This window comes from Roseimaritima multifibrata (assembly GCF_007741495.1).
GTDB lineage: Bacteria > Planctomycetota > Planctomycetia > Pirellulales > Pirellulaceae > Roseimaritima > Roseimaritima multifibrata.
Map to the genome: position 1 here is coordinate 2746606 of NZ_CP036262.1, position 21120 is coordinate 2767725.

A 21120-nucleotide genomic window follows, 5' to 3' on the forward strand; every position below is an offset into this window, starting at 1 on the left:
CCCGTCAATGGCGATATTGGGAACCCGAAAACAGCTTTCCCACCCTTAATTCGCCAGAACCAAAGATTTTTTTGCTTAGTTCGCTTTGCTCCCATTGCAAATACCCCCTAAAGAAAGCTAGATTGTCGCACCAGTCGCTTACCGGCGGCCTTACTTTGTCTGCACCTCTACATAGTCCGGAGGGAATCAACAGCCCAATGCATTGGAGAATCGATGGTTAAGTTAGTCGTTCGAGATCGGGAAAGCATTCAAGAAGCCGTCCGCCGATTCCGCAAATTGGTCGAGCGTAGTGGCATCAAAAAAGAGATGCGCCGTCGCGAATACTATGAAAAACCGAGCGAAACGAATCGCCGAGCACGTTTGCGAGCCGAACGTCGAGGCCGTCGTACCCGTCTATTGGCTGGTGGTTGATTTTAGCGAAGCGGTCCATTAGACCGGTAAAACACTAAATTCCAATCGGGAATTTTCCGAAACAATAGGAAACCCGATTCGCCAGGGCGATTAGCTCAGTTGGCTAGAGCGCCTCGTTTACACCGAGGATGTCGGGGGTTCGAGTCCCTCATCGCCCACTTTGAACCCTTGGAAACAATCTTTCCAAGGGTTTTTTTGTGGAACCGCATAACCGGAATCTCTTATCGGTGGCGTAAAATGTCTTTTCGACCAGGCGAGCGGCCGTTCCCCCGATGTCGATCGGCAGTCGGCATGGCCGCAACGCAAAACTTTCGCTGCCATTGCTTTTAGCCCGGATCTCCGTTGGCTCAGCTCCATCATTGTTATTTTCTTGCCCCCATTTTCTTGCCAAAACAATTTAGTGCGGTTCCTCTTCGCTGGTCGGGGAGGTGATGGAGGATGGTAGTTTTGCCCAGACCACCAAAAAGAGTGACGTGACGGCGTAGCCGGCGACAAATTCCATCACGATGGGGAGGTGCGTCCTGGGGAGCTCTAGGGAACTGGCCGGATCGCTGATCCAGGGGATGAATAAGCGGTTTCCCGCTAGTGGCGAATGGATGACTCCGAAACATGTCAGTATCGCGCCTCCCATCAGTACGGCTGCAGCTAAGGTCAGTCTTCGGTCGATCAACGCTGCCAGAACCCACGCCCAGATCAGCGACGTGACGATAAAACCGTTGCTGAACATTCGCAGCGTTTCTAGGTCGTGACGGAGTCCAGCGTTTCCTAGATTGTCCATGGAAATACCGGCTCCCATGATTGCGGGGTCTCCCATTAATCGGTCCGGTAGGCTCATCGCTAAGTAGGCGAGTGCCGGCAAGCAGGCGATCGCGACGGCTGCGTAGTGCTTTCGTGGAGTCGCTTGAAAGGATTGGGCGGTGATCTCTAGCCCAATAAAAACCAAGATCGGATAAACCGCCGGGATTGGAAGCCACGCATTCAGCCAGGCGAAGTAACCGACGATCCCTGCTGAGGCGATCAGCAATGCGGTCGCCAACGTGTACGCGGCTCGGCCTCCCATCGCTTTGTAGGCTGGGTGTCCGATGTAAGGAGTTGTTTGGATGACGCCTCCGGACAAGCCCGCAAGCAATGTTGCCATCGCCTCGATCCCCAGCACACTGCGCGTGTCGTATTCGTCTCCTGCTGCGGCAGCACTTTCGGTGCAGTCGATGCCTCCAACGACGGTCGCCAACGCAAATGGAAGGGCAAAGGGAAGATAGGGGAGGGCGTCACCAAACGCGGACAACCATTCGCCTCGCCAAGTTCCTAGCCATTCCACAGGGAACCACGTGATCGGTCCGGGTTCGGGGAACGTGTATCCCCATACTCCCAGAGCACATAAGAAGTAATAGACACTGCCCGCTACGATCAAGGCTCCCAAGGTTCCCGGAGTCCTTCCCGGCAATGGGATTTTGCCGATCAGGGTTGCAAGCACGATCACCAGTCCCAGCAGCCCTGGCAATGGAGTGCCGAGGATATGTGTCAAAGGAAAGAAGCTGATCAGCACCAATGCGATCGCGGCCAAGGATCCCAGCAGTCCTGCGCGAGGGATGATCTTGCGGGCCATGGTTCCAAACGGGGCCAACGCTAGTTTTAATATTCCACTGATCACCACACACCAGATTCCGATGTGCCAAGTATGAACCGACGCATCCCAGTCGCTCATGCCGGCTTGTCGAGCCGCCAAGAATGCGGGGCCGAGGACAAGTAGGATCATTCCAAACGTCGAGGGCGTATCCAGTCCAAGGGGCATCGCGGTAACGTCCGAGCGACCCTCGCGCCGGCCCATCCGCAGGGCCAGGGCAAAAAAGGCGATGTCTCCTAACAAAACGCCGAGTGCGGTACCGGGAACCATGTGAGTCACAATGAACTCGGAATCCATTCCAAACCCAACCAGCAGCGTGGTCATTAACAACAACCCCGCAAGGTTGTCTAGCATCAAGCCGAAGAAAGCGTTGATGTCTCCGGTTCCAGCCCACCAGAATCGCGGCAGTTGGGTTTGAGCGTCCGTGTTAGGCATGAGCGACTTCCCCGAAAAAAATGCATCATAGCAAGATGCGTCGCTTTTCGCGGCGGACGTGAATCTTTTAGTGTTGCCTTTCGCTCCGCGAAAGTAGCGTTTGCGGGCGCTAATTTCGCGGGGGACGTGAAATTTGTTCGTGGGCGATTTGTCGGCAAGAATAGGCCCCATGCCAGCTTGCCTGGCATGAAGCCAAGATTTGAAATTAGTCCGCTGGCCCCAAAAAAGCCGTCTCCGGTTCGGATTGCCGCTGAAAGCGGCAATCCGAACCGGAGACGATAACCTGGGGGGCACCCTCTCTAATTTCAAATCTTGCGTTCCTGTCGGGCGAGCCGACGAGGGGACGTGCTGATCGGACGTCCTCGCAGATGCCCGCTGCTGCACTAAGGTTTGCGGGCACTCAAGACTTATCTATCGCACGCCCTCAAGCAGGCTCACAAATCGCTCACTTATAACCTTCGCATCCCGAGCGAACGGCGACACTGAAAGATTCTAGGTTCCTCGTCTCGGAGAGACTCGGCTGCGAGGCAATCCGTGTGAACTACCTTGTTGCCGAGGCGATCAACCGTCTCTTGCCCCTTACGGGTTGGTTAAATTCGGAGCCCAGATGCGATCCTGGATTTTCGGCGTTTCTCCGTTGGCTGGAAAAGTAGTCGCAATCGCTTTATCCATCAAGGCGTCCAGGATCTGACGCTGGTCGCTATGGGCTGGCAGGTGCGCCAGATTGGTGATTTCCAGTGGGTCGTTTCGATGGTCATATAGTTCGGCTCCATCTTTGCCGTCGTCCCATCGGGTGTACCGCCAGTCGGGCGTTCGCAAGCTGTAGCCGAAGAAACGCCTTTTGTTCTGATTGCGTTGGACTTGGCTGAGTGCCCAGCCTCTTCCTTCGCCCAGCGGGTTTTCCATTAGTCCCACCAACGACTGTCCCTGCAAATTGTCTGGAGCCTTTACGTCACACAATTCGGTCAATGTGGGGTAAAGGTCGACCAGGCCTACAGGGCTTTTCGAGACTTTGCCTCCTTCGATTCCCGGAGCCGCGATGATCATCGGGACGCGTGCACTCTGTTCGAACAGGCTCATCTTCTGCCAGAGTCCGTGTTCGCCCAGATGGTATCCATGGTCGCTGGTAAAGACGACGATCGTGTTGTCGGCCAGTCCCAGTTCTTCCAGCGAGTCCAGTACTTTGCCAACTTGAGCATCCATAAAGGATGTGCTGGCGTAGTAAGCCTGAATCGCTTCGCGGCGGAGTGAGTCGGTTAGTAGTTCATGATCTTTTTTATGGCTACCAAGGGCGGCTTGGGGGAGGTCTTTAACGTCCGTATCGACGTTTTGAGTGATCGGCATTTGAGCCAGATCGTATCCGTCGAAGTAGGGTTTGGGAGCGACGTAAGGAGTATGAGGCCGATAGAAGCCAACGGCCAAGAAGAACGGACGGTCCTTGCGTTTCGCACAACGTTCCAGGACCCACTTTGCATCGTCGGCCAGCATGCCGTCGGTGTGCTCCGCATCGGGACGCGGGGATGCGTACCATGAAAGCGTTCCACCGAATGAATTTTTACGAAGCGAAAAAATATCAGGTTCTTCAATCAGGCGATCGCAGCCCGCAGGGTTCAGTTCCAGTTCCCACGAACCGGGATCGTCATGCCCATTGGTTCCCACGCTTTTGGGGACGTTGTAGTGGTACAGTTTTCCGACGCGGGCGGCAAAGTAACCTTCCAGGCGAAAGGCCTGAGAGAGGCTGTGGTGGGAGGGGATCGTTTGGCGAAAGAGCTGTTGGTTGGCATGGATCCCGGTGCTGTTGGGATACAGTCCGGTCAGCATCGAATTTCGGCTTGGCCCGCAGAGAGGGTACTGACAGTAGGATTGTTCGAAGCGAACTCCGCGAGCCGCCAAGCGGTCAATGTTCGGCGTTTTGACCAGCGGGTCCCCATAGCAGCCGAGCGACGTATTCAGGTCGTCCGAAATCAGGAACAGCACGTTCGGCCGGGATTCGGCTTGAACGCTTGCCAGCGGAATAAGCACGACCGCTAACAGGAACAGGGTGGACGCATGAATTCGCGGGGGCGAAACCTTGGCAATCGTGGTTTGGTATGGCATTACGGTCGACTCGGCGGAAGGTTGGTAGGATTTTTTGAGAAGTCCATTCTATCTAGATCAAAACTCGTTCGTCGGTTTTGTGTGCCGCCTTTCGCTCGGGACGTCGATTTTATAGGTGACCGGTATGCAGCAGTCAGCGAGTCTATTTTATGGGCAGTTTGGCAGAAATGATGTCTGGCGGGATTCTGCTTGCCTTTCCGTGTGACGATCCGGAATCGTTGCAAGGGTTTCTCAAGAACTTTCCTGCTCCGCTTACTCAGATGCAATTTGCTGTAGATGGGAACGTTCTGTTGTATGGAGCCGAATTGCGAATTAAGGCGGCTCTGAAAAAGGGGCGTGCATTGTCGGATGGATTGTAGGATGCATTAAAAGATCCTAGTGCAGGCATGCCGCACGGGATTGCGTTTGCATCACCGAGGCAGTTTGGGGATTTCCTCCTTTGGTCGTCCGGGGGGACCTTTACGTTTTCGAGACGTGATCGACGGGACCAGCTGACTGGGAAATCGATGCCAAATCCTACAAAGAATGGCTTCCGGGAAAGGAGCAGGCAGGAATCGTCAGCTTCATCGACGGATCGGTTCGGCCGATTTCTGGGGCGGTCTCTTGGGAGGTGTTTGAGAAATTGTTGACCGTTAGTGGAAGGGAAGTGGTTGATAGGGAAGAGTTGAATCCGGAGTAAATGTGTGTGGGTGACCTGTTCCGTTGCGATTGCTTTTATTAGATGGCTTGTCTTGGGGTGGGCATTCGCGTCGAGTCTTGTCGGTTTCAATCGCGAAGCGATGGCATGCGATAGCCTGGGACGCAAGTCCCAGGTCAGTCAGTGAAAACGGTTTCCGTTAGTCGCGAAGCGACGACATGAGTTGAGCCCGGTGTAAACGTTTGCGGCGGGGGGGCCGTTTTCGATATTCGATATTCGATATTCGATATTCGATATTCGATATTCGATATTCGATATTCGATATTCGATATTCGGTTGGGGTTCGGTTGGGGTTCGGTTGGGGTTCGGTTGGGGTTCGGTTGGGGTTCGGTTGGGGTTCGGTTGGGGTTCGGTTGGGGTTCGGTTGGGGTTCGGTTGGGGTTCGGTTGGGGTTCGGTTGGGGTTCGGTTGGGGTTCGGTTGGGGTTCGGTTGGGGTTCGGTTGGGGTTCGGTTGGAGTTGGAGTTGGAGTTGCGTCCGTCGATTGTCATGCCGTCGCTTCGCGACTTTTGCGGGCGCGTGGTGCGTGTTCCTGGGACTTGCGTCCCAGGCTATCACATGCCGTCGCTTCGCGACTTTTGCGGGCGCGTGGTGCGTGTTCTGGGACTTGCGTCCCAGGCTATCGCATGCCGTCGCTTCGCGACTTTTGCGGGCGCGTGGTGCGTGTTCCTGGGACTTGCGTCCCAGGCTATCTCATGCCGTCGCTTCGCGACTCCCGATTCGTTGGATGCACTCTTATTAGAACATCCCGCCGGTGACGATCGGTTTTGGGGGGAGTGATTCAAACGGGTTGTTGTTTTCCCACGTAAATGAAAATGAATCGGATGGTTCCGAGTCGTCGGATTTGCCTGGCTTTGTGGACAGCTTCTTGGCGATCTTCCACGCCTCGGCTAGTTCGCCTACCACTTTTTCCATCTCCGCTTCGCCTTTCGTATAGGTGCGAGTCCACCAAGTGCTGGCGGCTGCGGCTAAGGCGGCCCCGACCAAATCGGGATGCGTTGTTTGGCGGGCGGCTTCTACCAAAAGTGAACTTTGCAAATTCGTTTCCGATTCTGAAGTCGCCGTGGGGATGCTTTCTTGAAGAAGGAGACTGGCGTGGGGAATGCCTCCCATTCCACCATTGCTGTAATCGCTGGAGCTCGACAATCCGAGGGCCAACCAAATCTCGTTGGAGACATCCTCGGGGGATTCCGTGAATAGGCTTGTTAGCTCTGCTTGCGCCGCGTCCCACTGCAATACGTTCGCGGTTGCTAGGGTTTGAACCTGTAGGGGGAGAGGGATTTCTAAGTTGTATCTTCTTGCTAGTAGGACATCCTCAATGGTGAGAACTGGCCCTCGATTGTTAAGTGTGTAGACGCCACCCCCCATACCTACACGTTCCATTCGATCACCTGAATTTCCGCCGATGCCGTCAGGTTTGTTGCTTGTCGCAACCTTGAAAAATTCGGTCATGCGCTCCGCGAACTCTTTCGGTGGGGCGACCTCGGAGATCCGCCGTTGTAATTCCGTTTTGAGAGCCGGGATTTGAGGGATTGCTGGATTCCAGGAAAGGGCAAGTCGATAGCCAATCGAAAGCAACGCATTTCTGTTGTACCCTTCATATTGCAAGCCCAATACCGATTCGTTGTCGTTTGATTGCGTTAGCAGTCGTTGCACCTGTTCTTGCAGTTGGATGGCTGTCTGGCTACTTGCCGACGCATTTGCCCATGCCTGCCATTTTTCTTCATCCATCGAAATGCAGGCCCACAAGCAAGCGGCTCGGCTGCGGGGATTGTCCTGTTTCAGTTCGTCCGCAATGGCGATCAGGCCTGGTTCGGGCATCATCCGCTGGAAGTACAAATTGAAATAGTGCATGAAGTACATGGACCGGCCCGAAATTTTCTTCGCGTTGTCAGGCGAACTGGAAGACCACCCGCCATAGTCGCGAGCTGCGATCAGCATCGCTTTGGCCAGTTCGACATCCTTTGTATTTGCCAATACGGTGACCGCGTCCATCGCCTCGCCCAGGCTGTCAACATCGCGTTCGGTTTTTAGTGTTTCGATCCAGTAAGAAAGTGGCTGGCCTCGGAATGTTTCTGTTTGATCTTTTGATGGGGTAGATCGATCTTTTCCGGCGAGACTGTCCCTGTTTGGTGCGACGCCGTCAATGCGTCGCACCTTCAGGATCGTTTCTTCGCCGCGTTGAATCACGACTTGTTGAGGGCTGAACTGAACCGATTCACCAGATGCATCGACTTGCACCTGATAGCTGCCGGTTTTTAACACCGTCCGATTCTCTCCCGAATGGACTTCAAAATTTTCAGCCGGTTTGCCCTCCTGAGAGAACGAAACCTGAACATCCTCTAGGTCCGATTCGATCACCAACGTTCCGCGGTCGGTTTTTACATACAGCAACAAACCCGCTAGTAACGCGGCAGCGCCTCCGGCAAGGAAGCCCGCGAGCCATTTGTTTCGTCTGCCGCCATCGGAAGACGTTTGCGAAACGTTTGTTGCCAGTGTTGGCGACCAGGGAACGGAATTCGCCGAATTGGTTGCAGAGGCGTTGGAGCTCTGTGCCGTTCGCTTTGCTAGGGATCGTAAACGTTTGACGCGGGCCGTCGCATCGATGTTGGGTAGCATCGCTTCCAGGCGTGACGCAACCTCGCGGGCTTCGCTGGGATGCTGCAGTGGATCTCGCTTGAGCAGGTTTGCTACTAGATCGCATAGCTCCTGCGGGGCGTCGGGACGGTAGGTTTGTAGGTTGATCGCTTCTTGATTGGTTTTCGACACGATTAGGGGAGCCAAACCACGATCGACGGTAAACGAGGGGGCCGTAAAGATGAACCAAGCGGTTCCAGGCATTCCCGTGTCCACGGCACGCCGCAGAGAGAAGGGACTGAGAAGTCGACGGTTCGGAAAGTTCCCGCATGCGGTCTGTCACAAAACTGGAGGCGTTGCAGTTGTTCGCATCATACCGCAGCGATCACCGCCAGAGGGTGGTCGATGTTTCGTGCCTGCCGCCGCCAGACGGTGGGCTACGCTCTGGCGAACATGACTGCGAAAGATGGGTAGGATAGCGACTCTGTTTGACACTCAGTTTAGCAGGTTTGACGGTCGCTCTTTACGTTTGCGGGTGGTTTGGGGTAGGATGCCCGGCATCCAGTCCGTTGCAGCTTGCGCAACTGCAACAATTTAATTTTGGAGTCGCGGCCGCCGAGCTAAATGGCCGCAGAGAAAAGGAATGGTTCGATGGGCGGAGTCCCGATTCTATTGGCTTTGGCTGCGGTTACCGTGGATTATGGTTATCAGCCAGATGGCCAGGGCGGCGTCGAATACATCGTCCAGGTGACCCCTGAAGAGTTCGAGTACGCGAAGCGTGCTGGCGAAATTTCTAGTGTGGTCGTCCCTGAGGTTCGTGGCCGAGTCTCTCGGTTCGTGATTCGAGTTGGCAACGACAATTTGCCTCGCGACCCAGGTTCTGCCGGGACCGTTGCTCAGGCTCAAGCGGTTGGCCCCGCCGATGGAGCGGATCTTACTTACATTCCAAGCCCACAGATGCGTGCTGACGGGCAGCCTCTTGCGACGCCTCCGCTACCTGGGGCAGCCAAGCAAACCGATTCTGCTCCCGTTACGGTCGCTCGGCCGCAGGCGGGTGGTGGGATGTCAATGCCCGTCGGTCCGCCCGCGCCCTCGACCGCGCGCACTCCGGCAGAGGAGGCGAAACAGCTAGCCGAGGAATACGCTCGCCAAGCAACTCAAAACGCGGCCAATGCGGCGAGTAGTACTGCCAATTCCGCGGCCGATGCTGCGTTAAGCCGAATCAATGGTGGGACCGCTGGCAATACGTTTGCGACGCCTCCGGCGACTTCGCCTTCGACCTCTCCCAGCACTTCCCCCTCTACCTCGCCAAGCACTTCGCCGCGGACTGCGTTTCCTGCGACCACAGCCGCCGGCGGGGCAGGTGGAAACACGAATTCAGGATTCCCTTCAGCGACGGCTCGCGACAGTGGGAACTGGAATCGTGAACCGAATGCAGCGACCGCGGCCTCGACGACTTCGGCTCCTGCAAGCCGTTATACGATGGGGCCGAGCAGTCCGCCTGCTGGCGGATTTGGGGCTCAGCCTGCTGGCGTCACTGATCCCCGCGCTGCGACCAGTCCCTACGACGCCCCGAGTAATCATTCACGAAGTAGTAGCCCTTACGATACGTCTTCGAGTGCGAGCAGCCAGGTTCCGACGGCTGCCAACCCATACGGAGCCGCGACGAATGGCGGTTTTGGGACTCCTCCAGCGACCTACGGGCAGCAGAACACGTACGGACAGCAGAACGTCGCACGTTCTGGCACGGGGGCTGGCAACACTTCGGCAGGGCAGCCGAGCGAAACGGACCGTTTGCTAAGTAATCTAAATCGAAATTCCCCGTACGGATCGGCGAATCAGAACCCGACAGCTAATTCCGGTTACCCAGCTGCTCAAAACACGCAAAACACTCAAGGCACACAAAACGGCGCGGCGGGATCTTCCAACTATCCGGTCGCTGCCGGTCAGGGCAATCTGACGAATCAGAGCAATCCAGGGTATGTCGGCAACCAAAATTACGCTGGCAATCCTTATGGCGGACAGACCAATGGGGCTCCTCAGTATCCGTATAACGGGACGACCGCAGCAGGAGATTCGGGTATAGGGAATTCCGCACCCGGCCGCACTTCAAACGGATACCCTAACAACTACGGGCAACAGCCTCCGGGAGCCTATCTGGCAAACGGGGCGAATCTTACATCGGGAACCGGAGACGGTACCGGGGCGCTTTTGAAGCGGCCTACAGGAAGCGTTCCCGGCCTGTTTGCTGGCGAAGAGGATGGGGACGTTAAGACGGCTGGAGCCGCTAGTTTCAAAGAGGAGCGTCGCGGGTTGCCTCAGCAGGTTTTCAATCTGTTGTTGTTGCTGTCCTTGGTGGGAAATTTCTATCTGATCATCCATATGTCCAAGTTGATTCAGCGTTATCGTGATCTGCGAATCAGCCTGCGAACGGCCAGTACCGGAAACAATAAGCTCGCCCCAGCAAACTAGGGCGAGTCTTCGCCGATGGGGGTTGAGTTGCCGCTGGCGAAGGTTCTGGGGGATCGTTTCCGAGCGAGAGCAGCGTTTGCACGCGTTCTTTCGCGGGGGATGTGAAGTCAATAACTGACGGGTTTGCAGCGGCTGACAAGTCTGCCCGGGGCCGAGTGAACACGTAGCCCGGAGGGCGGCAGATACTTGCCGGCGGCGTCAGCCGCCGGAGTGGGGATCGCGAAAAGAAAAGCCCAGCGGGCGACAGAACCATCCTTGTCTGTCGCCCGCTGGGCTTTCTTACGCGCCCGCTGGGTTTCCGTTGGCTTACGTCAATGGCAAGTGTCTGCCGCCCGCTGGGCCAAAAGCACTGCACTTCGGCTCCGATGGGCAGGGGGGGAAATCGTCATCTATAGGTTTCGCGTCCCGAGCGAAAGGCGGCACTCCGTCTGGCTGGTTCAACGACGGATTGTCACAGGGGACGGTTGTCGCTTTACGGTTTGTACGTGGTGGATTAGTCTACTGGAGTGAGGAGTGGGCCCTTTGTGGTTCCGTGTTTGTAAAGCCTTTGGCTTGTTATGTTCTTCTTTCCTGTCCGCACCCCTGGATCGCGACTCCTGCGACGCTTGACTTGCAGCTTGCTGCTGGTTGTGTTGTCGTGTGGCTGGATCGGTGTGCCTTTTTATGGACCGGTCGCTGAGAAAGAAGGGCGTTTTCCTTGCGAACATTGTGCGTGCGGTTGTTCTTCGGCGCTCTATTGCTGGGACAAATGTTGTTGTCATAGCGATCAAGAGAAACTGCAGTGGGCGGCCGAAAATGACGTTGTCCCCCCTGAATTTCTTGTGATTCGCGTCGCGCAAGCCTTTTCGGCCAGCGGCCTGGTGGAAGCGCCGAAATGCGGCTCGTGCTGCGGTGGAAAAACTGCCACCTGCAGCCAGCCTGCCAATGCGGACGCTCAGGCCGATGGCACGCCTTCCGATTCCAGTCGAGCTCGACTGGTACGTTTAGAGGATGCCGCCAAATGTCGCGGTATCGACATGATTTGGACGCTCTTTTCCAACATTGTCGTTCCCTCCTCGCCGGCCACACTTCTTTGCGTGTTGCCGATGCTTTTGTTCCGCTTGCAGGTCTTTGATCTGCAAGCCGAATCGATGAGCTACTCTCCTGACCCACCGGTTCCCTGGTAGGCATCCCCCGCAGTCGTATTTGAGTCGTTGCGTAAGCATGTTTCGTGCGGGGATGGTTCCCCGTTATGCGCGAAGTGTGCGTGTCACACCGCTCCTGCGTTGGTCTCCGGAGGTTCGCTCCTCACACCAGCGTTGACTTCGCCTCCAGCGTGGGAGCGACTTTTAAACCCAAGGAAATGCGCCTGAAAGTTCGCAAGGGCTTTTGTGTGGCTTGGGGTGACCGCTGCGCTCTTGCGAATGGTCCGTCGACATTGTCGTTACCGCCATTGGCTGCCCCCTGCCGTTTGTTCGGCGTTTGTTCGGCGTTTGTTCATTGCGTGTTGCGGTTTCGCGGCATCCTGCAGTTCAGCTGGCTCCTGCGATTTAGCAGGGTAACCACAGCCGCCCCTTGCGATCCCTTCCGAATATCCACTCCATAGCCACTACCATTACCGTTACCAAAAGCATGTCTAACCAAAAATATTGCGTTTCTGCGGAGTCGTTTCCTGCGGTCGGTCTCCGATCGTTTCCTGTTCGGCGAAGAGCGTTTACGCTTGTTGAACTGCTGGTCGTTATCGCGATCATTGGCGTGCTTGTCGGCCTGCTGCTGCCGGCGGTCCAGGCCGCGCGTGAAGCGGCGCGGCGGATGAGCTGCGGCAACAACATGAAGCAGTTGGGGCTGGCCGTTCACATGCACCACGATACGTTGCTGCGTTTCCCTTCCCAACGAGACAACCTGAAGGCTCCGGTCCCCGCGGCGCAGCAGTCTTTCTATCGCTGGGGACCGCTGGCGATGTTGACGCCGTACCTTGAGCAATCCGCGATCTATCAAGCCATCGATTTGAAGCAACCGCTTTATCTGTTTTCGATGGGGCCGCCTCCGGGAGTGGTTACCCATCCCGATTTGGCAAGTGAAGTCGGGACGTCGGTCGAGGCTTTCCTCTGTCCCAGCGACGTCCATCAAAGGATCAGCAGCGAATGGGGGGCGACCAATTATGTCGCCAACAACGGGTCCGGTGCAAACGGCGGGCTGAGCGATTCGGGCGATGGCCTGTTTTATATCGATTCGCAAAAGCGATTTCGCGATATCCTGGATGGAACGTCGCACTCCGCAGCGTTTAGTGAAACGCTGATTTCAAGCGGTGCGGCCGATAGCACGCGCGGAGTCGCGAACTTGAGCAGCGACGGTGAACTGGCGGCTGTTTGGAGTGCTTCGGCACCGACGATCGATGACAGTTGGTGCCTGGACGATTCGCAGCCCGTTGTGTTTAAGCGTGGCGAGAAATGGGCCGACGGATCGGTCAACGATACGGGCTATCACCATTTTCGGTCGCCCAACCCCGACGAAAACGATTGTTACTCACGCTATGCTGCCATCAATAATAGTCGTAGCCGGCATCCTGGCGGAGTGATGGTCCTGATGGCTGATGGATCGGTTCGCTTGGTCGGTGAAACCGTCGACCGCGTCACCTGGCAGCGAGTCGGATCGATTGCTGATAACCAAGTCCTCCCTCCCTTCTAAATATTTGAATATCTAAATATCTAAATAGACCACTTCTGGATTCGATCGAATATGAATTACCTACTTGTCTCTCTCCTGGTGCTGGCGACTGGCCAGCCCGATCAGTGGCCTGCCTTCTTGGGGGCCGGTGCGACGCCCATCCCTGCGGAGTCGGTGCCGCTGCACTGGTCACCAACCGAGCAGATCGCTTGGCAGGCAAATGTTCCCGGCCACGGGCAATCGAGTCCCGTCATCTATGACGGAAAAGTGTTCGTAACCAGTGTCGAAGGGCCCAACAAAGAAACCTTTCATACGCTCTGCTTCGATTTGAACAGCGGAGAGGAATTGTGGCGGCGCAGTGTCGAAAATTCGACTCCGGTTCCCAATAGCTACTACGTCAGTCGAGCCGCCCCGACGCCGGCGGTCGATCAAGGCCGGGTGATGGTCCTGTTCGAAAGTGGGGACTGTGTGGCCTACGATCATGCGGGCGACCTGCTTTGGCAGCGAGCCTTCAGCAAAGACAACGGTCCGCTGACTGCGGAATTTGGGTTGGGGGCGTCTCCCTGTCAGACGGAATCTAAGTTGTTTGTTTTGCTGGAACCGGAAGTCGATGGCGTTTTGCTGGCGATCGATAAGGTGACCGGCAAAACGGTCTGGCAAACGCCGCGTAAGCCGCGCAAAAGCTGGAGCTCGCCCGCGGTGCTTAAAATCGGAGAAAGCACGCAGGTGGTGGTCAGCTCTGACGGGACCGTCGATGGTTTTGATGCCGAAACCGGCGACCTGCTGTGGACCTTTGACGACATTGGTGGAAATACGGCCACCACCCCGATCGATATTGGTGAGGGGCGATTTCTGGTCGGGGCGTCGCCCGGCAGGAATGGCGAAAAGTCCAAATTCTCGCCCGATTCCAATGGGATGCTGCAGGTCTCTTTGCAAGGCGGGAAGTGGACGGTGCAGCGAAAGTGGGCCGCAACGGGCGCAACGCCAAGCTGGGCGTCGCCCATCGTCCACCAAGGTCTGGCTTATTGGATCAACCGGGCCGGAGTCGTTTACTGCTTTGACGTTGCCAGTGGTGAAAAGGTTTACACCGAGCGTTCGCCGCAGTCGGCGTGGGCAACCCCCGTCGGCATCGGGGACCGGATCTATTTGTTCGGCAAAGAGGGCCTGGTGACCGTGCTGGCTGCCGGGCGGGAATTCAAGGTGTTGGCGGAAAATGAGACCTGGAACGACGAAACGCTCCCCGCCGAAGCCCCGTTAAGCACCGAAGAACCGACCGAGGAACGTCGTCGCGCGGCCGCAATGTTCGCCCGCCCAACGCTGTACGGGGTCGCCATCGCCGATGGCAAAATCGTGATGCGAGTCGGAAACGCCTTGTTTTGTGCAGAAGCGACTGAATAGCGGTCTGGCAGGTGCGAAGAAACGTCGCATCCTTGGCAATACGATGGTATTCTAGAGCAGTACTCTCCTCGCGAGCTTGGACAGCGGATGGACGCTGTCGAGCCAGAAAATCGCAGGGGCTCGTCTTTCAGGAAAAGCAAACTATGAGCGGCACAACAAAGGACTTTACCGACATTCTCCTCAAAGAGGGCGTCATCAGCCTGGACCAGTTGAGTGAATCGGAACGAGTTGCCGCGGATGCTCGACTGAGCGTTGGGGAAGCCCTGGTCAAACTGGAGTACGCCTCGCCGGAAGAAGTGGCGCAGGCTACCGCAAAATTTCACCATGTTCCTTACGTTGACCTGCGAGAAAGGAAGATTCCCGAGCATATCATCGAACTGATCCCCGAATCGGTCGCTCGAGAAAACATGGTTTTGCCCTTCGATGAAGAAGATGGGACCCTGCGGGTTTTGCTAGCCGACCCGTTCGATTTGGAAACGACCGAAAAACTGCGGTTTATCCTGAATAAAAAGATCGAAACGGCGATGGCCCCCGTGCAGTCGATCCAGGAAGCAATCAACCAGTATTACGGTCAGGTCGAAGGTGAATCGGCTGACTCGATGTTGCAAGAGTTCACCGATACCGCGATCGACTTCACCGAAACCTCCGATGCCGATGATACGGGGGGTGACGATGGGGACATGGACGAAAATTCACCACCGGTCGTCCGTTTGGTCCACTTGATGATCCAGGAAGCCGTCCAGTTGCGGGCTTCCGACATCCATGTGGAGCCCTTTGAGGAACGGATTCGGATCCGCTATCGCATCGATGGCGTCTGTGTGGAGCGTGATAGCCCCCCCAGGCGAATGTTGGGGAGCCTTGTTTCCCGCATTAAAATTCTCGCCAAGATGGATATCTCGGAACGGCGACGCCCCCAGGATGGTCGAATCAAAATCACCGTTGGGGATAAAGAACTGGACCTTCGAGTCAGTATTATTCCGACCAACCACGGCCAGTCGGTCGTGATGCGGCTGTTGGACAAGGACAACATTAAGGTCGGAACCCGGCAGTTAGGGTTGGCCGAGCGGGACTTCCGAAACTTCAACTCGCTGATCAAAAGGCCTAACGGCATCATCCTGGTCACAGGCCCCACGGGGTCGGGGAAAACGACCACGCTCTATGCGTCGTTGAACGCCCTCAACCGTCCCGACCGCAAGATCATCACCGCGGAGGACCCGGTCGAATACTACCTGCCGGGGATCAATCAGGTCGAAGTGAAGCACAATATCGGCTTGGACTTCGCCCTCATTATTCGCTCGATGTTGCGGCAGGCTCCCAATATCATCCTGGTCGGAGAGATGCGTGATACCGAGACCGCATCGATGGGAATCCAGGCCAGTCTGACTGGACACTTGGTATTCAGTACCCTGCACACGAACGATGCGCCCAGTGCCATCACTCGAATGGTGGACATCGGTGTACCTGGCTACCTGGTGGCAAGCAGCGTCATTGCGGTCCTTGCCCAGCGTCTGGTCCGGACGATTTGCCCCCGCTGCAAACAGTCATACAAGCCCCCCCAAAGCGTTATCGACGATGCGGGGCTCCCGCCGGAACTGGTCGCCCATGCCGAGTTCGCTAAGGGGAAAGGTTGCAGCTATTGCCAGCGCAGCGGATACCGCGGTCGTTTGGGCATTTACGAACTGATGATGGTGACCAGTGGGATCCGCGAAATGATGTTCAAGGCGGCCCCTACCCAGGAAATCCGCGAAAAGGCGATTGAGCAAGGAATGACCACTCTTTACGCCGACGGAATGCGCAAGGTTTTACGTGGAATCACCACCTTTGACGAGGTTTACCGAGTGGCTAAACGGACCGAGCAGGACCATTTGGCAATGAGGCATCTGATCGAAGAACTGAATTAGTTCTAAGTCGCCTTTTCTTCCGCTAGCGTTCGGGACGCTTTCTTGAAGCGTCCGGCGTTGGTGCTAGCGTCGGTCGATTCGGACCGGCGCTCGGCACACGTGTTGCGTGACCGCCAGAGGAGGGGATTGCCCGGCAATTCCCTTCGTTAGTCTCGACATCGGCAGCCGGCCGCTCCGGCAAGCCTGAGCATGCAGTTGGGGCAAAATGGGCCGAAAATTTGGTTTTTGGCTAATGAGTACGCATAATGCTTGCATCGGCTGGGCTGATCGGTCCATGCCATCCCTTTTCCCACTTGCTTATCCCTTTGTTCCCTACCCTCCGATTTGTCGTCCCAGCCAAGATGGAGGGGCTCGGCAGGGTTTGGCACGACGCTAATAAGGATTTTGTTTATGGCAACGGTGCTGATCGACAAACTGCTGGCGGCTGCTGTGAAGCAGGGCGTTAGCGATATTCACATTGTCGTCGGCCAGCCGCCCGTGTTCCGCATGGACGGTCGGATGCGGAAGCTGGAAACGAAGATTCTCGAAAACGAGGACACGGTCGGCTTGATGAAAAGCATCACGCCTGAACGTTGCCAGCGAGAGTTGCAGGAAACGGGGAGTGCTGACTTCGGGTTCGCCTTTGGGGATATGGCTCGATTTCGAGTCTCGGTCTTCAAGCAACGCGGCTCGATTTCGATGGTGCTGCGACAGATTCCGAATGACAAATTGACTCCGGAGCAACTTGGGTTGCCCGAATCGGTGGTCAAGTTGGTGATGCGTCCGCGTGGGCTGTTCTTGGTGACAGGTCCGACCGGTAGCGGTAAGAGTACGACGTTGGCCAGTTTGGTCAATTTGATCAACGAAACCCACGACCATCACATCATCACGATCGAAGACCCGATCGAATTTTATCACGAACATAAAAAGAGCACGGTCAACCAGCGTGAAGTCGGCGTGGACGTCCCCAGTTTCGCCGAAGCGATTCGTCGAGCTTTGCGACAGGACCCCGACGTGATTCTGGTCGGGGAATTGCGTGACTTGGAAACGATTGAAGCGGCCATTAGTGCTGCGGAAACGGGACACATCGTGTTTGGCACCTTGCACACCAATAGTGCACAGGGAACGGTCAACCGTGTGATCGACGCGTTTCCCGGGAATCTGCAAGACCAGATTCGAACCCAGTTGGCTAGTTCGCTGATCGGCGTGGTGGCTCAGACGTTGTTGCCGCGGATCGGCGGAGGACGTGTGGCGGCTTACGAAGTGCTGGTCGTGACGCCCGGTATCGGTAACCTGATTCGCGAGAACAAGACATTCCGGATCAACAGTGCGATTCAAACCGGTGCCAAGCTGGGAATGCAGTTGATGGATGACGCGTTATTTAAATTATGGAACGAAGAGAAATGCACCGTCGAAGAAGTGCTTAGCAAAGCCCAGAGGCCAGATGACCTGGCCAAACGGATCGTGCAAGCACGGCGCGGCGTTATCGACGAGCCCGAAGTGTTAGGAGACGATTAAGATGGCCGTGCGTAAAATTGGACAAATCCTGGTCGACCTTGGGTTTATTACCGACGAGCAACTGGAAGCGATGCTGCAGGAACAGCAGCAGCAACCAGGGACTCTGCTCGGCAAGATCGCTGAGGACATGGGCCTGGTCACCGACGAACAGTTGGTGCAGGGTCTGGCCGAACAGATGCGGATGCAGACGATCGATCTGAGTGAGATCACGCTGCCGGAAGATCTGTTGGAAAAGATCACCGAAACGATGGCTCAGTTGTACCGCGTGATTCCGGTCAAATTTGAGAACAACACGCTGACTTTGGCGACCTGTGACCCTCAGAATCTGACGATTCAGGACGAACTTCGGACCTTCCTTGGTTACGAAATTCGCATGGTCGTATCGACCGAACGCGAAATCCTGCAAGCGATTGGACGGTTTTACGACAGCGATACCGAAAGTGTCGAAAAACTGGTTTCCGAACTGGCCGAAGATGACGAACTGAAGTCGGCCGTCGAAGCCCTGACCAGTGACAAGTTCAGTTTGACCGATGCTGAGGCCCTGGCCGATTCGGCCCCGGTTCGCAAACTGCTGAACATGGTTCTGCTGTTGGCGATTAAGGACCAGGCAAGCGACGTCCACTTTGAACCGTTCGAAGACGAATTTCGGATTCGAATCAAAGCGGAAGGGGTGCTGTACGAAATGGTCCCGCCGCCGCGTCACTTGGCGTTTGCGATCACCACTCGAATCAAGGTGATGGCCAGCCTGGACATTGCCGAACGCCGGATGCCGCAGGACGGCCGGATCGAATTGACGCTGGGGGGACACCCTGTGGACCTTCGCGTCAGCGTGCTTCCGACGATTTTCGGCGAAAGCGTCGTCATGCGTATTTTGGACCGCTCGGTCGTTGACCTCAGTCTGGAAAACGTCGGGATGGACGACCATACGCTTCAGGGATTCCGCAAAGCGATCGATCGTCCCAATGGAATTGTGTTGGTGACTGGGCCGACCGGTAGCGGTAAAACGACCACGCTCTATTCCGCGTTGACGGAATTGAACGACCCTGCAGACAAATTGATCACGACCGAAGACCCGGTGGAATACGACATCGACGGGATCGTTCAGATTCCTATCGATCATAAGAGCGGAGTCACGTTTGCCAGTTGCTTGCGAGCGATTTTGCGACAGGACCCGGACACGATTTTGGTCGGCGAGATCCGCGACTTGGAAACGGCCGAAATCGCCATCCAAGCATCGCTGACCGGTCACTTGGTGTTCAGCACATTGCACACAAACGATGCGGCCGCGACGGTCACTCGCTTAAAGGACATGGGGATTCAGACCTTCATGATCTGTGCCACGGTCGAAGCCATTTTGGCTCAGCGTTTGGTTCGGCGTGTCTGCACCAAATGCCGCGAACCAGCCAAACCTAGCCGCGACATGTTGTTCGAACTGGGGCTGAAACAAGAAGACGTCGAAGGCAAAGAATACTACCGAGGCGGCGGCTGTGATGCTTGCAACAACACGGGCTATAAGGGCCGAGTCGGTTTGTTCGAACTGATGGTGATGAACGATACGATCCGCGAATTGATCATGGCAAACGCTTCCACCGACGAAATTCGCGAGCAAGCGATTTCCGACGGCATGATCGCCCTTCGCAACTTTGGGATGGGCTTGGCCGAAGCCGGGGTCACCAGCCTAGAAGAAGTCGTACGAGAAACGATCCAAGAAGCGTAGTTGAAAACTTAGCGGTGCGGCGCAAGCCGTCCGGCAACAGGACGACAAAAGAAGCCACGGCCGGGCGGCTTTTGCCGCTCCGCATACGACAAACGTTCCGAATTTTTAATCTCTCCCTCCTGCGGTTGAAGCGATGCCAACTTTTCAATTCGAAGCGATGGACGCAACGGGACAAGAGGTCCGTGACGAAATCGATGCGCCATCCGAAGAGGAAGCGCAAACAACCATCCGGTCGATGGGCTACTTCGTTACCAAGATCTCTTTGAAAAAGGTTGCGGCGTCCAAATCGACCGGAGGGAAAAAGAAGAAAGGCTTTTCGCTTGGCAAAGCAAAAACAAAACATGTCTGTGCGTTCACTCGCCAGTTATCGATCCTGCAGGATGCAGGTCTGCCGATTCTGCGAAGTCTGACGATCCTGGAAAACAACCAGAAACCGGGCAAGCTGAAATCGGCTTTGCAGGATGTCTGCGAAGAGATCGAAGGGGGATCGACGCTGAGTGAAGCGATGAGCAAATCGCCGAAGGTCTTCTCGCGGTTGTATGTCAATATGATCAAGGCAGGGGAGGCTGGGGGGGCTCTGGAAACGATCCTTCAACGTCTGGCTGACTTTTTGGAGCGAGCCGAATCGCTCAAGCGAAAAGTAAAAGGGGCGATGATTTATCCTTCGGTGGTGGTCACCGTGGCGATTTTGATCCTGGTTTTCATCATGGTCTTTATTGTTCCTACCTTTCAGGAAATGTTCGAAGAGTTCGAACTTGATCTGCCCGCACCGACGGTGTTGTTGATCGCGATTGCTGAATACCTTGCCAAGTTCTGGTTCCTGTTGCTGTTGATTCCGCTGGGGATGATGATCCTGATCAAGTTGCTCCGTAAGTTCCGGCACGGGCGGATGGGCTTCGATCAATTCATGATCAAGATTCCGGTGATCGGGGGCTTGGTCGAAAAGAACATTTTGGCTCGAACAACGCGAACGCTGGGGACATTGATCAGCAGTGGTGTCCCCATTTTGGAAGCCTTGAACATCACGCGTGAAACGTCGGGCAATGCGATGTTCGAACGGCTTTTCTCTCGGGTCAGTGATGCGATTCGGCAGGGGGAAGTGATCAGTAAACCGCTGGCTGAAAACAGCGTTCCCGGATTCCATCCGATGGCCCTGCTGTTTTGGGGCATTGCCGGTGCGTTCCCAGGATTGATGATGCTGTCGATCGCTTTGACTTCGCGTTACACCTCGCTGGGCGAAGACCCGACGATGGTGCAGACGCTGTACGCGATCAGCGGCGGGATGATCGGTCTGGGGACCGTGATCGCCGGATTGCTTTACATGATGAAATACAAACAACGTGTCGTCGACGACTTGGTCGTCAACATGGTGGACGTCGGTGAAGAGACCGGCGAACTGGATACCATGCTTTACAAAGTTGCCGACACGTATGACGAAGAAGTCCGCACGTTGACCGATGGTCTGTTGGCCATGATGGAACCGATCATGATCGTGTTCCTTGGGCTGGCCGTCGGATTTATCGTGATCAGCCTGTTTATGCCGCTGGTCGGATTGATTAGTGGACTTGGTTAAGCCTTATACGCCCGCACAGCCAGGGGAAATCGCACGCGAATTCGTGTGATTTCTCCTGGTCGACTCCAACCCTCAC

At 55.8% G+C, this 21120-nt stretch carries 13 protein-coding genes and 1 tRNA gene; 11 read left to right on the plus strand and 3 right to left on the minus strand.

The window, feature by feature from the left end; genetic code table 11:
• Positions 1-213: 213 nt before the first annotated feature.
• Both rpsU and FF011L_RS10110 read left to right on the plus strand, forming a co-directional pair.
• Entirely contained in the window at positions 214-411 is a 198-nt protein-coding gene (gene rpsU / locus FF011L_RS10105; RefSeq protein WP_145351563.1) for a 30S ribosomal protein S21, read from the plus strand.
• Between the two features lie 84 nt (positions 412-495).
• Positions 496-569, plus strand: a tRNA-Val gene (locus FF011L_RS10110).
• A 239-nt stretch (positions 570-808) separates the two neighbouring features.
• On the opposite strand, the gene FF011L_RS10115 is transcribed toward FF011L_RS10110, so the two are convergent.
• Positions 809-2470, minus strand: a complete 1662-nt coding sequence (locus FF011L_RS10115) for a permease (RefSeq protein WP_145351564.1) — start codon at positions 2468-2470, stop codon at positions 809-811.
• Between the two features lie 579 nt (positions 2471-3049).
• A complete protein-coding gene (locus FF011L_RS10120; protein ID WP_145351565.1) occupies positions 3050-4567 on the minus strand; it encodes a sulfatase in 1518 nt (505 codons plus the stop codon).
• A gap of 149 nt (positions 4568-4716) precedes the next feature.
• Between FF011L_RS10120 and FF011L_RS10125 the strand changes: the two genes are divergently transcribed.
• The gene (locus tag FF011L_RS10125) at positions 4717-4926 is read left to right on the plus strand and encodes a hypothetical protein (protein WP_145351566.1); all 210 of its coding nucleotides are present in this window, start codon (positions 4717-4719) and stop codon (positions 4924-4926) included.
• Positions 4927-6001: 1075 nt separating this feature from the next.
• Here the strand turns inward: FF011L_RS10125 and FF011L_RS10130 are convergent.
• Complete coding sequence (locus tag FF011L_RS10130; RefSeq protein ID WP_145351567.1) at positions 6002-8104, minus strand: serine/threonine-protein kinase; 2103 nt, start codon at positions 8102-8104, stop codon at positions 6002-6004.
• A 360-nt stretch (positions 8105-8464) separates the two neighbouring features.
• On the opposite strand from FF011L_RS10130, the gene FF011L_RS10135 reads away from it, so the two are divergent.
• From FF011L_RS10135 to FF011L_RS10170, 8 genes are all read left to right on the plus strand, one after another.
• A complete protein-coding gene (locus FF011L_RS10135) occupies positions 8465-10312 on the plus strand; it encodes a hypothetical protein (RefSeq protein ID WP_145351568.1) in 1848 nt (615 codons plus the stop codon).
• A gap of 557 nt (positions 10313-10869) precedes the next feature.
• Entirely contained in the window at positions 10870-11478 is a 609-nt protein-coding gene (locus FF011L_RS10140) for a hypothetical protein (RefSeq protein ID WP_145351569.1), read from the plus strand.
• 445 nt (positions 11479-11923) lie between these two features.
• A complete protein-coding gene (locus tag FF011L_RS10145; protein WP_145351570.1) occupies positions 11924-12979 on the plus strand; it encodes a DUF1559 family PulG-like putative transporter in 1056 nt (351 codons plus the stop codon).
• A 51-nt stretch (positions 12980-13030) separates the two neighbouring features.
• Positions 13031-14356 (plus strand): PQQ-binding-like beta-propeller repeat protein, encoded by a 1326-nt coding sequence (locus FF011L_RS10150; protein ID WP_145351571.1) that lies wholly within the window; start codon positions 13031-13033, stop codon positions 14354-14356.
• Between the two features lie 143 nt (positions 14357-14499).
• Entirely contained in the window at positions 14500-16257 is a 1758-nt protein-coding gene (locus FF011L_RS10155; protein ID WP_145351572.1) for a GspE/PulE family protein, read from the plus strand.
• Positions 16258-16647: 390 nt separating this feature from the next.
• Entirely contained in the window at positions 16648-17754 is a 1107-nt protein-coding gene (locus tag FF011L_RS10160) for a type IV pilus twitching motility protein PilT (RefSeq protein ID WP_145351573.1), read from the plus strand.
• Position 17755: 1 nt separating this feature from the next.
• Positions 17756-19471, plus strand: coding sequence for a GspE/PulE family protein (locus FF011L_RS10165; protein WP_145351574.1), 1716 nt, complete (start codon positions 17756-17758; stop codon positions 19469-19471).
• 133 nt (positions 19472-19604) lie between these two features.
• Complete coding sequence (locus tag FF011L_RS10170; RefSeq protein WP_145351575.1) at positions 19605-21044, plus strand: type II secretion system F family protein; 1440 nt, start codon at positions 19605-19607, stop codon at positions 21042-21044.
• Positions 21045-21120: the final 76 nt, after the last annotated feature.

Bases quoted from the DNA above. Each gene is read 5' to 3' on its own strand.
- FF011L_RS10160 (WP_145351573.1), top strand. From the start codon at position 16,648: ATGGCAACGGTGCTGATCGACAAACTGCTGGCGGCTGCTGTGAAGCAG.
- FF011L_RS10135 (WP_145351568.1), top strand. From the start codon at position 8,465: ATGGCCGCAGAGAAAAGGAATGGTTCGATGGGCGGAGTCCCGATTCTA.
- FF011L_RS10155 (WP_145351572.1), top strand. From the start codon at position 14,500: ATGAGCGGCACAACAAAGGACTTTACCGACATTCTCCTCAAAGAGGGC.
- FF011L_RS10125 (WP_145351566.1), top strand. From the start codon at position 4,717: ATGGGCAGTTTGGCAGAAATGATGTCTGGCGGGATTCTGCTTGCCTTT.
- FF011L_RS10120 (WP_145351565.1), bottom strand. From the start codon at position 4,567: ATGCCATACCAAACCACGATTGCCAAGGTTTCGCCCCCGCGAATTCAT.
- FF011L_RS10170 (WP_145351575.1), top strand. From the start codon at position 19,605: ATGCCAACTTTTCAATTCGAAGCGATGGACGCAACGGGACAAGAGGTC.
- FF011L_RS10115 (WP_145351564.1), bottom strand. From the start codon at position 2,470: ATGCCTAACACGGACGCTCAAACCCAACTGCCGCGATTCTGGTGGGCT.
- FF011L_RS10150 (WP_145351571.1), top strand. From the start codon at position 13,031: ATGAATTACCTACTTGTCTCTCTCCTGGTGCTGGCGACTGGCCAGCCC.
- FF011L_RS10140 (WP_145351569.1), top strand. From the start codon at position 10,870: ATGTTCTTCTTTCCTGTCCGCACCCCTGGATCGCGACTCCTGCGACGC.
- FF011L_RS10130 (WP_145351567.1), bottom strand. From the start codon at position 8,104: ATGCCTGGAACCGCTTGGTTCATCTTTACGGCCCCCTCGTTTACCGTC.
- FF011L_RS10165 (WP_145351574.1), top strand. From the start codon at position 17,756: ATGGCCGTGCGTAAAATTGGACAAATCCTGGTCGACCTTGGGTTTATT.
- FF011L_RS10145 (WP_145351570.1), top strand. From the start codon at position 11,924: ATGTCTAACCAAAAATATTGCGTTTCTGCGGAGTCGTTTCCTGCGGTC.
- rpsU (WP_145351563.1), top strand. From the start codon at position 214: ATGGTTAAGTTAGTCGTTCGAGATCGGGAAAGCATTCAAGAAGCCGTC.